The sequence below is a fragment of the Siphonobacter sp. BAB-5405 genome, assembly GCF_002872335.1.
Classification (GTDB): domain Bacteria; phylum Bacteroidota; class Bacteroidia; order Cytophagales; family Spirosomataceae; genus Siphonobacter.
On record NZ_NJAG01000003.1, the window covers coordinates 174,396 to 185,900 of the forward strand.

Sequence of the window (11,505 nt, forward strand, 5' to 3'; positions counted from 1 at the left end):
TACTATTTGATATATGTATAGTAAACTAACAACTTTTTATATTAACAATTAAAGAATATTCAAATTTTATTCGGTAAATGCTTTATATTTGAACATAAAATTTGCGTGTTATCAATTTTGAATGAATATTTGAATCGTTTTCAAACCATTCTTTACCTGACACGTAAACAGAATTATATAATGAAAAAGGCCGTAATTTCAGTTTTTTCTTTGTTTTGTTTGAATCCCGTATTTGCTGAAGTTTATCCGGATTATACGGATAAACCGAAAGCTAAAACACAACCCAGCTCAACGCAGCCTACGGACGAAAAGAAACCCACCGAAGAGCAGGAGAAAAAAGAAAAGAAAGAAGAAGGAAAAATTACGTTTTCGGGCTATCTGGACACCTATTATATGTTCAACTTTAATAACCCCGCCTCCCGTAGTAATTTAGGTACATCCGGCCCTAGCTCTGATGTGCCGTCAGTAATGACGCCGGGCAATGCCCGGGCCTTCGATCAGAAGTCGGGTCAGTTTTCGCTGGGTTTGATTCAAACGAAAGTCGCCTATACGAATGATAAGATTGATGCCGTGGCCGATCTGACGTTTGGACCCAATGCCGATATTGGTAACTATGGTAATGTGGTTGGTCCCTTAGGTGGTGGTGCTACTTCTACTTCATTAGCCATCAAACAGGCCTATCTAACATATAAATTCTCAAATAAATTTTCGGTGACGGCTGGTCAGTTCGGTACACACATCGGGTACGAAGTCATTGATGCCCCGGTGAACTTTAACTACTCCCTCTCGAATCTCTTCAATAATGGTCCTTTCTACCACGTTGGGGCCAAAGCTCAGTATTCCTTTAGCGATCGGGCGTATTTGATGGCGGGGGTAGTCAATAACATTGATAACCTGAACGATAATAATAAAGCCAAGGGAATCATTTCTCAGTTCTTCTTCTCGCCGGCAACGAACTGGAATGTTTACGTGAACTGGATGGGTAGCAATGAGCGAACGGCAACTGGAAAAACACCCAAAGGCTATTACTATTCTTTATTTGATTTAACTTCTACCTACCAGATTAGCGACAAATTTTACCTGGGTCTGAATGCGGCTTACGGTACAAACAAAGTGGAAATTACTGAAACCAATACGGCCCGTTCGCAGACCAATAAGTGGGGTGGTGCTGCTATCTACAGTAATTACGCTTTTTCTGAAGTCTTTGGCTTAGGCGTTCGCTACGAATATTTTGATAACAAGGAAGGTGACCGGGCCGTAGTCGATGCTACGGGGAAGGGCACTTCGGTAAATTCCTTCACCGTAACCGGAAACTTTACCCTGGCCGATGGTCACTTGATCATTAAACCTGAGTTCCGCCTCGATGCGTATCCTAAGCTGGCTGGATCGGTACAGAAGTTCGAGGATAGCGACGGAAATTATACCAAAAACAGTCAGTCTACCTTTGGTCTACACGCCATTGTTAAATTCTAACCAGTTGATCTTTTTCATACACAACTCCTCATTTCGTATCAGTAAATCCTAATCTTCTATGCAAAAACCATCGTACGTTCCATTGCTTATTCTGACTGCGGTCTGTATTCTGGGTGTGCTCATGCCTACCCTTCCTGCTCAAATCAATACCGAAGGGCTTAATTCCGGTGACATGGCCTGGATGATTGTTGCTTCAGCTTTTGTACTGCTGATGACGCCCGGTCTGGCGTATTTCTACGGCGGAATGGTGAACGCGAAAAACGTGATTTCCACCATGTTCCAGAGTTTTATTGGTATGGGAGTCATTTCCGTACTGTGGGTAGTGATTGGCTTCAGTCTGGCCTTCGGTGATTCGATTAAAATTGGTGATTACGGTTTTGTCGGTAATCCCATGACCTATTTCATGTGGAATGGCGTACTCGAAAGTAAGCCCTGGTCACTGGCACCCACCATCCCTCTGGCTTTGTTCGCTCTATTCCAACTGAAATTTGCTGTAATTACCCCTGCCCTCGTAACGGGTTCAATGGCCGAGCGGATCAACTTCCGTAGCTACGTACTGTTTATGATTTTGTTCAGCATTTTCGTGTACAGTCCATTAGCTCACATGACCTGGCATCCTGAAGGTTTCCTTTTCAAACTGGGTGTACTGGATTTTGCTGGTGGTACCGTGGTACACATGTCGGCTGGTTGGGCTGCTTTAGCTGGTGCCATGTACCTGAAACGTCGGAAGTCACACATGGAAGCGAACTTCCTGCCCCCCGCCAACATTCCTTTCGTACTGTTAGGTACGGCTCTGCTGTGGTTCGGCTGGTTTGGTTTCAACGCGGGTTCAGCGGTAGGAGCTACGCCTTTAGCCGTATCCGCTTTCGCTACGACTAACTTTGCAGCCGCCACGGCTGGTCTGGCCTGGGTACTGTTTGATGCAGCAAAAGGTAAAAAAGTATCTTCGCTTGGTTTCTGTATCGGTGCCGTAGTAGGTCTGGTCGCGATTACACCCGCCGCTGGTTTTGTTACGATCCCCGTTGCTCTGTTCATTGGTTTGATAGCGGGTATTACTTCCAACTACTTTGCTCACCTGAAAGCTAAAGGTTCTCTGGATGACACGCTCGACGTATTTCCCTGCCACGGTATCGGTGGTATGGTTGGTCTGATCATGACGGGGATCTTCGCCAGCGGCAAAGTAAACTCTGCCGTTGCCGTAGATGGTCTGGCTTACGGAGCTTTCGACACCTTCAAAGCACACATGATTGCTCTGGTACTGGTATCGATCTTCGCCTTCACACTGTCGTACGCCTTACTGTGGCTGACGGACAAAATTCTGCCCCTGCGTGTGAATGACGATGACGAAAAACTGGGTCTGGATGTAAGTCAACACGATGAATTTTTAATGGAGGCCTAAGCCTCAACCCCAACAAATCCACCGGTTTGCCGGTGGTTTTGTTGCATAGAATAAGGAAGGGAGTCCTGCATTGCGGGACTCCCTTTTATTATTCCAGTACCAACGATTGGTTACTAGCTATGTACGATCATCAATTCCGGTTCGCTTACTTGTACTAATCCGTTTTCGGCGATGGTGGTCAATTGTACGGTTTTGATTTCGTTGATCAGCAAAGGATCATATTGAGCCGTGATCCGAACGTAATTTTCCGTCCAGCCCTGCATTTGTCCGTTTTCGATTTCTTCTTCGAATAAAACATCGGATACGCGGCCCAACTGGCTTTCGTAAAAAGCCCGCCGCTTTTTCTCGGATAAAATGTGCAGCATTTTTGACCGTTCGGCCCGTTGTTGCGAAGGAACAATGGGCTTAATGTCCAGGGCGTGGGTAGAGGCCCGCTCCGAATACGTAAACACGTGCAGATACGAAACCGGTAATTCCTGCAAAAACTGATACGTTTCCAGAAAAAGCTCAGGCGTTTCACCCGGGTGCCCCACGATCACGTCCACGCCAATGCAGGCGTGCGGCATGAGTTCCTTGATTTTGGCAACCCGGTCGGCGTACAGTTCGCGTTTGTACCGACGTTTCATCAGACCCAGCACTTTGTTACTTCCCGATTGCAGCGGTACGTGGAAATGCGGTACGAAACGCTGGGAGGTACTAATGAATTCCAGAATCTCGTCCGTGAGCAAATTCGGTTCGATGGACGAAATGCGGAATCGTTCAATGCCTTCTACGGCGTCCAGGGCTTTAACCAGGTCCGCAAAACGTTCGTGACGGATGCCGTTCTGAATCCCGAAATCGCCGATGTTCACTCCCGTCAGTACAATTTCCTTCACGCCGCGTTCGGCAATTTCGCGGGCGGCTTTGACCACATTTGCAATGGTATCACTGCGGCTTGCCCCACGGGCCAGGGGAATGGTACAGTAGGAGCAGGGGTAATCACAACCGTCCTGCACCTTCAAAAAGGTACGCGTCCGGTCGTTGAGGCTGTAGCTGGCGTGATAATCCAGTACTTCTTCAATATTCGAATTATACACCCGGGCCGTTCCGGTAGGTTCCTTGCGAAAATCATCGATCAGTTCCATCAGCCGGAATTTTTCCGCCGCTCCTAATACGGCATCCACTCCGGGAATGGTGGCAATTTCCTGGGGTTTCAACTGAGCGTAACAGCCCAGAATCGCCACGTATCCATCCGGATTGATTCGCTGAGCTTCCCGCACAATCTTCTTGCACTTCTTATCGGCGTTTTCCGTAACGGAACAGGTATTGATAATGAAAATGTCGGGATTCTGATTGAACTCTACGCGTTGATAACCCTTCTCTTCGAAACTTCGGGCAATCGTCGACGTTTCGGAAAAGTTTAACTTACAGCCTAGGGTATAAAATGCTACTTTTTTCATGGTGACCTCTTCCTACGCGGAAGAATAAAGGGATGAACAGGGGAGTGGTAGCTAGTACGAACCCGAGCTTATATAGCACAGCCATTCGAAAAGATTCCTGAGCTAAAGCCCCCCTACGGAAACGTAACTTTCCTATAAGGTGCAAAATTACCTAATTTGTTCAGTTAGAGCTAAAAAAAAAGCCCCCGATCCAAATCGGGGGCAAAATCTATTTGGGGGAAATGTTATTCCACTTCAGCACTCTTCACCGTTTTGATGATACGAGCGGCTACTTTGTAAGGATCGGCAGCCGAATTCGGACGACGATCTTCCAGCCAGCCTTTCCAGCCACGTTCTACCGTAGCGATGGGGACACGGATGGATGAACCACGATCGGAGATACCCCAGGAGAATTTGTTGATGGCAGCCGTTTCGTGCTTACCCGTCAAACGGAGGTGGTTATCAGGACCGTATACAGCAACGTGCTCTTTCACAACAGGGCGGAAGGCTTCGAGGATCGTTTCGTAAGCTTCTTTGCTACCTGACGTACGCAGTACCGTGTTCGAGAAGTTGGCGTGCATACCTGAACCGTTCCAATCGAGCGTTCCCAGGGGTTTGCAGTGCCAGTTGATAGCTACATTATATTTTTCGCCAACGCGTTCGAGCAGGTAACGAGCGATCCAGGTTTCATCACCAGCCTGTTTGGCACCTTTGGCGAATACTTGGAATTCCCACTGACCCATGGCTACTTCAGCGTTGATACCTTCTACGTTCAAACCAGCCTGAAGGCAAAGTTCGAGGTGTTCTTCTACGATATCGCGACCTACGGCCTTACCCGCACCTACGCTGCAATAGTAAGGACCCTGAGGACCGGGGTAACCACCCGCGGGGAAGCCCAGAGGTTTGTTGGTAGCGGGATCCCACAGGAAGTACTCCTGCTCAAAACCGAACCAGAAATCGTTGTCATCGTCGTCAATCGTTGCACGACCGTTTGATTCGTGAGCCGTACCATTTGCGTTCAGTACCTCACACATCACCAACCAGCCATTGCCACCCAAACGAGCAGGGTCTTTGCAAACAAATACCGGCTTTAATAAGCAATCAGAAGAGCGACCTGGAGCTTGCTCGGTAGAACTACCGTCAAAAGACCACATGTCGAGTTCTTCCAAGTTACCCGAAAAGTCGTCAACGATTTTCGTTTTGCTGCGGAGGCTTTGCATGGGCTTGTAACCGTCGAGCCAGATATACTCCAATTTAGCTTTTGCCATGGTTTTGTTATAAATGTAAAATGAAACGATCCGTTCAATTGATGGTTCAAATCTAATCCGGTTTATGCGTATTTTCCAAATCATTATTTGGCTAAATCTCAATATTTCTATCAAAATCTTTCGATTTATATAAAATATGCAACAAAATCTTTATATAATCACTATATATTTTTGTTGAAGAGTGAAAAAATCTGATTTTTAACTAAATTTTCATTTTTAAGCGGTAATCATGATCAAATCGAACGAATTTTAACAAATTAAAGCCGATTTCAAGGGCTGTACTTAAAAAATAGAATCTATTATTTACATTAGTAGAGAAATCAGTATATGGCCATTTTGCTTAGTTTAAAATTGTATTTTACCAAGAAGATGGCTAGGGAAGAGTTATTTTTTGCAGTTTTGCATTTCGACTGATTACCCCATTGGCCGCTGGCCAAACTAAACCCGTTTTATTTTCAATACCCCGACACTAATCCCCATTTTATGGCATTAGCACGTTTTAAAGCGTTAGATCTGGCACAGTCCCGCCAGTTAACTCCTGTCAAAGTCCCCTCGGAAAAAGTGACCGAGTACTTTGGTAGTTTAATCTTCAACGAAGAGGCGATGCGTTCCCTGCTGAGCCCCGATACGTTTCAGCGAATTACGAAGTCCATTAAAGAAGGACATAAAATTGATCGTGATACGGCCGATGAAGTAGCCGCTGCGATGAAGTCATGGGCCGTTTCGAAGGGAGCATCCCACTATACGCACTGGTTTCAGCCTCTGACGGGTACTACGGCTGAGAAACACGATGCCTTTTTTGATATTGTACCGGGAACGGGTAAGGCGATTGAGAAATTCAAAGGTTCGGCTCTGGTACAGCAGGAGCCCGACGCCAGTTCATTCCCCAACGGTGGAATCCGGAGTACCTTCGAAGCTCGTGGCTATACGGCCTGGGATCCTTCGTCGCCCGCCTTTATTATGGAAAATGCGGCCGGTACCTCTACGCTTTGTATTCCGAGTGTGTTTGTTGCCTACACGGGCGAGGCTCTGGACTACAAAACGCCCCTGCTGAAATCCATCGAGCTGATTGATAAAGCAGCCACGAAAGTGATGAGCGAGTACTTCGACCGGAATACGGAAAAAACCATCCCTACGCTCGGAGCAGAGCAGGAATATTTCTTGATTGACGAAGCCCTCTTTAATGCTCGTCCTGATTTATTAATGTCGGGTCGTACCGTATTTGGTCATGCTCCGGCTAAAGGTCAGCAACTGGAAGATCACTATTTCGGCTCGATCCCTCCGCGGGTAAATGCCTTTATGGTGGAGTTTGAAATAGAGGCTCAGCGTCTGGGTATTCCCGTGCGTACGCGTCACAACGAGGTAGCTCCGGCTCAGTTCGAAGTAGCTCCTACGTTTGAAGAAGTAAACCTGGCCTGCGATCACAACGCCCTGCTGATGGATTTGATGCAGAAAGTGGCCGCTCGGCATAAATTCAAAGTACTCTTCCACGAGAAGCCTTTTGCGGGCATCAACGGATCGGGTAAACATAATAACTGGTCACTGGCCACGGATACGGGTATCAACGTACTCGGCCCCAGCACGAAACCGAAGGAAAGCCTGCGTTTTGTAAGCTTCCTGGTCTGCGTGGTGAAAGCCGTACACGATAACGCCGATCTGCTGCGGGCTGCCATTGCTACGGCGGGTAACGAACACCGTTTGGGGGCGAACGAAGCTCCTCCGGCCATCATGTCGGTCTTCCTGGGTTCAGAAATGAGCCGCGTGATTGATACGCTGGAAAACATGCCGCCGATGACCGAGTTCAAACTCGAAAAAGGCGACAACGTATACCTGAAACTGGGTATTAACAAAGTGCCTTCGCTGTTGCTCGACAACACCGACCGTAACCGTACTTCGCCTTTTGCCTTTACGGGTAATAAATTCGAATTCCGGGCGGTAGGTTCTTCAGCGAACTCTGCGTCGGCCATGACGATCCTGAATACGATTGTAGCCGATCAACTGATTCAGTTCCGCAAAGACGTGGATGCATTAATCGATACGGATCTGAAGAAAGAGCTGGCCATTGTCGAAGTGCTTAAGAAGTACATCAAGTCTTCGAAGCGAATCATTTTCGAAGGCAACGGCTATTCTGACGAGTGGGTAGAAGAAGCCGAACGTCGTGGCCTGGCGAACATTCGTTCGGCCCCGGAAGCTCTGGGCGTATACACCCGCAAAGAAGTAGCAGAACTCTTCGAGAAATACGATATTTTCACGGAGAAAGAACTGCACGCCCGCTACGAAATCGAGCTGGAAAACTACATCAAGAAAATTCAGATTGAGTCACGGGTGATTGGCGATCTCGCCATCAACCATATTCTTTCTACGGCTCTCAAGTACCAGTCGCAACTGGTGGATAACGTCAAAGGCCAGAAAGACATTGGGATCGAGGAGAAGTACTACGCTCCGACGGTGGAAACCATCAAACGGATTGCCGAGTACACGGCCAAAATTCAGATCCTGGTTGATGAAATGACTGAAGCCCGGAAACAGGCCAATGCCATCCAGGATAGTGCGGAGCAGGCTCGCCTCTACGGAACGAAAGTGAAGGGTTATTTTGACGAGATCCGTTACTACGTTGATAAGCTCGAACTGATTGTAGACGATGATGAGTGGCCGCTCGTGAAATACCGTGAGTTACTGATGCTTCGCTAGGTTAACCTGAGTTCAGAGGTGACAGGTGGATTTTCCACGGTCTGTTTTGAACAAATTCTTGCGTAAAATCGAGAAAAGCCCGCTTGAGTGCGGGCTTTTTTTTCGTACTTTGGCTTTCAAACCAATGCTTACACCCTTATGCCGACCGCAGAAAACTCCGGCTATTCCTCTACAGACATTCAGCAACTGAAAGACGAAATCCGCTCGAGCGGCCATTCTTTCATTTATACGGAAGACCCTGATATGGACGAGCCCACGGGCGATGAGTTCGCTCATTTCCAGTTTGTGGGGGTTCACGAAGGAAAAGAAGTAATCTACGACGCCGTTTTGTATACCTTACGTTTACACCACAGCAGTTTGGTCTACGAAGAAGCCGAGCGTCAGGCGATGCAGGAACATCCCCTGTACGTACCGCTGGATCAGCGGGATGAAACCTATCAGGCCAATGATGAAGTGGACGAGGAAGTGGAACTACTGATTACGGAAATCATCGAAGAACTGGAAGAAAACGAAGAAATCAAGGTAACCGAGCACCTGGAGACGGAATACAGCGAGGAAGGTAGCGTCGAACTTGATATTTGCCTGAACGTAGAAGCCGTTAATGACGAAGTGATTGAAAGCTTCATCAAAGACTTTACGTCCGGTCAGTTAGAACTCGACACAACGCTTTATTCCTTTAAAAGTCTGGAAGAAGAATAATTTTATGCCGCAGTGAGTACAAAAACTCGCTGCGGCTTTACAGTACCTATGCACTTATTCTATGAGCCGGACATCCAGCAACGGCTATTTTTATCCGAAGAGGAGTCGCGGCACGCGGTAAAAGTGCTTCGTTTATCAACGGGAGATACGTTGAAAATTGTGGACGGGAAGGGTTTCCGCTACGAAGCCGAAATCGTCGATCCCAATCCCAAACGCTGCTCCGTACGGATTCGCTCGGTGGAGCAGGAGGCTACGGCACGATCATTCTCCATTCATCTGGCGATTGCCCCCACCAAAGATCTGGATCGGATCGAATGGATGCTGGAAAAATGTGTGGAAGTAGGGGTGGACCGGGTGAGTTTCATCCGTACCCGTCGTACCGATGAGCGGTACTGGAAAGGAAAATCCATTCACCTGGACCGACTGGAAAAAATTGCGGTTTCAGCTCTGAAACAGTCCCTGAAACTGACGATGCCGCTGGTAGAAGGCCTTATTCCCTGGGACGCATTCTTGGAAAATCTTCCCGCCAATCGGCAGAAATTGATTGCACACCTGGAGAATGAAGATCGCCAGTTGCTCAAGCATCGAGCTACGCCGGGTGGCTCTTACGTAATTTTGATCGGTCCGGAAGGAGATTTTACCACACAGGAAATTGCGGAAGCAAAAGAAAAAGGATTTTTAGCCGTTAGTTTAGGTGAAAGCCGGCTCCGTACGGAAACCGCTGGCCTCATTGCCGTACATACGCTGGATCTACTCAATCAATAAGGCATGAAACGACTCGGAATGCTCATGGGCCTTTGGCTGGCAGGCCTTTGCCTGAACACGGTACCAGCGATGGCCCAAACAATCCGCATTGCCAAGCTGAAGTACGGGGGTGGTGGCGACTGGTACGCGAACAAAACGTCTTTGCCCAATCTGATCAAATTCTGCAATCAGAACCTCAAGACCAACATTGCGGCCGAAGAAGATATCGTGGAGCCGGGGAGTGCCGAGCTTTTTAATTATCCCTTTGTACATATGACGGGTCATGGTAATGTCGTTTTCACGGACGCTGAGGCCCAGAATATTCGTAAGTATCTAATCGCCGGAGGCTTTTTGCACATTGACGATAATTACGGCCTGGAGAAATTCATTCGACGCGAGATGAAGAAGGTGTTCCCCGAGCTGAATTTTGTGGAAGTACCTTTTAATCATCCCTTGTACAAAGCCAAATACGTCTTCCCGAATGGTTTGCCCAAGGTACACGAACACGACGGCAAGGCTCCACAAGGGTACGGCCTGATCTGGCAGGGAAGGCTGGTTTGCTTCTTCAGTTACGAATGCGATCTGGGAAACGGCTGGGAGGATCAGAGCGTATACAACGATCCGGAACCCGTTCGGCAGAAAGCCTTACAGATGGGAGCCAATTTGGTTTATTACGCCATGACCACTTTTTAGCATTAAATTTGTGAGTTGAACAGGATTTTTAGCCAATTTTTCAAAAAAAAATAAACTTTTGCAACTAAGTATTCAAAGCTTAGGTTAGACTATTAACTTTGTACTTGGTACTTCATTAAATCTGCCGAAATGCAACTCATTCTTCCAGCGTTCATCATTCATTGGTACCTGTCGCTTTTTAGCCAGACCTTTTTCTTGCATCGTTACTCTGCTCACAAGATGTTTACGATGAATAAGTTCTGGGAGCGGTTCTTTTACCTGCTCACCTACATCTCACAGGGATCCAGCTATCTGAGTCCGAAGGGATACGCGATTTTGCACCGGATGCACCACGCTTTCAGCGACGGACCACGTGATCCGCACTCACCTCACAACTCTACGAACGTCTTCACGATGATGTGGAAGACAAAAGACATTTACAACGCCATTTTGTTTGGTCGTACGAAAGTTGAGCCTCAGTTCGATAAAAACTATCCGTACTGGAGCACGATCGAAAAAATGGGCGATTCCTGGATTTCACGCATTGGCTGGGGTACGGCTTATTCTTTGCTGTACATTGCCGCATTCATCTGGTTTGATATGCACTGGGCGTTTTTCTTCCTGTTGCCGATTCACTTCCTGATGGGCCCCGTGCACGGAGCAATCGTAAACTGGAGCGGTCACAAGTACGGCTACCAGAACTACGATAACAACGATAAATCGAAAAACTCTCTGGTACTGGATTTCCTGATGATGGGCGAGTTGTTCCAGAACAACCACCACAAATTGCCTAACCAGGTAAACTTTGCTTCAAAGTGGTACGAATTTGATCCGACCTACCCGGTCATCAAAACACTGCACTGGATGAAGATCATCCGTCTGAAACCCGTAAAAGTGCGGGCTCAGCACGAAGAAGTAGAAGCGTAAGCGAATTACGATTATAAAAAAAGGACGGCTTAGTTAAGTCGTCCTTTTTTATAATTCAATTTTTTTGTATGACCAACAAGGTCTAAATCTGTCTTAAAACAGGGGATACAGATAGACTAGAACCACTAGAAAGAGGACATAACTAAAATAGAAACAGTAGAGATAGATGCTGTTTTTAAAATAAAGAAGTCTTAGGCTTCTATGTTTCAAGATT

At 47.1% G+C, this 11,505-nt stretch carries 9 protein-coding genes; 7 read left to right on the forward strand and 2 right to left on the reverse strand.

Going from position 1 to position 11,505, the window contains the following annotated elements:
- The first annotated feature begins 180 nt into the window (after positions 1-180).
- Positions 181-1,473: a porin gene (locus BWI97_RS03380; RefSeq protein WP_094809030.1), complete on the forward strand. Its 1,293-nt coding sequence runs from the start codon at positions 181-183 to the stop codon at positions 1,471-1,473.
- A gap of 58 nt (positions 1,474-1,531) precedes the next feature.
- Positions 1,532-2,872 (forward strand): ammonium transporter, encoded by a 1,341-nt coding sequence (locus BWI97_RS03385; protein WP_094809029.1) that lies wholly within the window; start codon positions 1,532-1,534, stop codon positions 2,870-2,872.
- Positions 2,873-2,985: 113 nt separating this feature from the next.
- On the opposite strand, the gene mtaB is transcribed toward BWI97_RS03385, so the two are convergent.
- A complete protein-coding gene (gene mtaB / locus BWI97_RS03390) occupies positions 2,986-4,311 on the reverse strand; it encodes a tRNA (N(6)-L-threonylcarbamoyladenosine(37)-C(2))-methylthiotransferase MtaB (protein WP_102200035.1) in 1,326 nt (441 codons plus the stop codon).
- Between the two features lie 224 nt (positions 4,312-4,535).
- Entirely contained in the window at positions 4,536-5,558 is a 1,023-nt protein-coding gene (locus BWI97_RS03395; RefSeq protein ID WP_094809027.1) for a glutamine synthetase beta-grasp domain-containing protein, read from the reverse strand.
- 483 nt (positions 5,559-6,041) lie between these two features.
- Here BWI97_RS03395 and BWI97_RS03400 point away from each other — a divergent pair, with 483 nt between their 5' ends.
- From BWI97_RS03400 to BWI97_RS03420, 5 genes are all read left to right on the forward strand, one after another.
- The gene (locus BWI97_RS03400) at positions 6,042-8,249 is read left to right on the forward strand and encodes a glutamine synthetase III (protein WP_102200036.1); all 2,208 of its coding nucleotides are present in this window, start codon (positions 6,042-6,044) and stop codon (positions 8,247-8,249) included.
- A gap of 138 nt (positions 8,250-8,387) precedes the next feature.
- Positions 8,388-8,948 (forward strand): hypothetical protein, encoded by a 561-nt coding sequence (locus BWI97_RS03405; protein WP_094809025.1) that lies wholly within the window; start codon positions 8,388-8,390, stop codon positions 8,946-8,948.
- Between the two features lie 48 nt (positions 8,949-8,996).
- A complete protein-coding gene (locus BWI97_RS03410; protein WP_102200037.1) occupies positions 8,997-9,713 on the forward strand; it encodes a 16S rRNA (uracil(1498)-N(3))-methyltransferase in 717 nt (238 codons plus the stop codon).
- Positions 9,714-9,737: 24 nt separating this feature from the next.
- Positions 9,738-10,385 carry a DUF4159 domain-containing protein gene (locus BWI97_RS03415; protein ID WP_369826529.1) on the forward strand — a complete coding sequence of 216 codons (648 nt, stop codon included), beginning with the start codon at positions 9,738-9,740 and terminating at the stop codon, positions 10,383-10,385.
- A 129-nt stretch (positions 10,386-10,514) separates the two neighbouring features.
- The gene (locus BWI97_RS03420) at positions 10,515-11,291 is read left to right on the forward strand and encodes an acyl-CoA desaturase (RefSeq protein WP_094809022.1); all 777 of its coding nucleotides are present in this window, start codon (positions 10,515-10,517) and stop codon (positions 11,289-11,291) included.
- Positions 11,292-11,505 lie beyond the last annotated feature (214 nt).

Bases quoted from the DNA above. Each gene is read 5' to 3' on its own strand.
- BWI97_RS03420 (WP_094809022.1), top strand. From the start codon at position 10,515: ATGCAACTCATTCTTCCAGCGTTCATCATTCATTGGTACCTGTCGCTT.
- BWI97_RS03410 (WP_102200037.1), top strand. From the start codon at position 8,997: ATGCACTTATTCTATGAGCCGGACATCCAGCAACGGCTATTTTTATCC.
- BWI97_RS03395 (WP_094809027.1), bottom strand. From the start codon at position 5,558: ATGGCAAAAGCTAAATTGGAGTATATCTGGCTCGACGGTTACAAGCCC.
- BWI97_RS03415 (WP_369826529.1), top strand. From the start codon at position 9,738: ATGGGCCTTTGGCTGGCAGGCCTTTGCCTGAACACGGTACCAGCGATG.
- mtaB (WP_102200035.1), bottom strand. From the start codon at position 4,311: ATGAAAAAAGTAGCATTTTATACCCTAGGCTGTAAGTTAAACTTTTCC.
- BWI97_RS03405 (WP_094809025.1), top strand. From the start codon at position 8,388: ATGCCGACCGCAGAAAACTCCGGCTATTCCTCTACAGACATTCAGCAA.
- BWI97_RS03400 (WP_102200036.1), top strand. From the start codon at position 6,042: ATGGCATTAGCACGTTTTAAAGCGTTAGATCTGGCACAGTCCCGCCAG.
- BWI97_RS03380 (WP_094809030.1), top strand. From the start codon at position 181: ATGAAAAAGGCCGTAATTTCAGTTTTTTCTTTGTTTTGTTTGAATCCC.
- BWI97_RS03385 (WP_094809029.1), top strand. From the start codon at position 1,532: ATGCAAAAACCATCGTACGTTCCATTGCTTATTCTGACTGCGGTCTGT.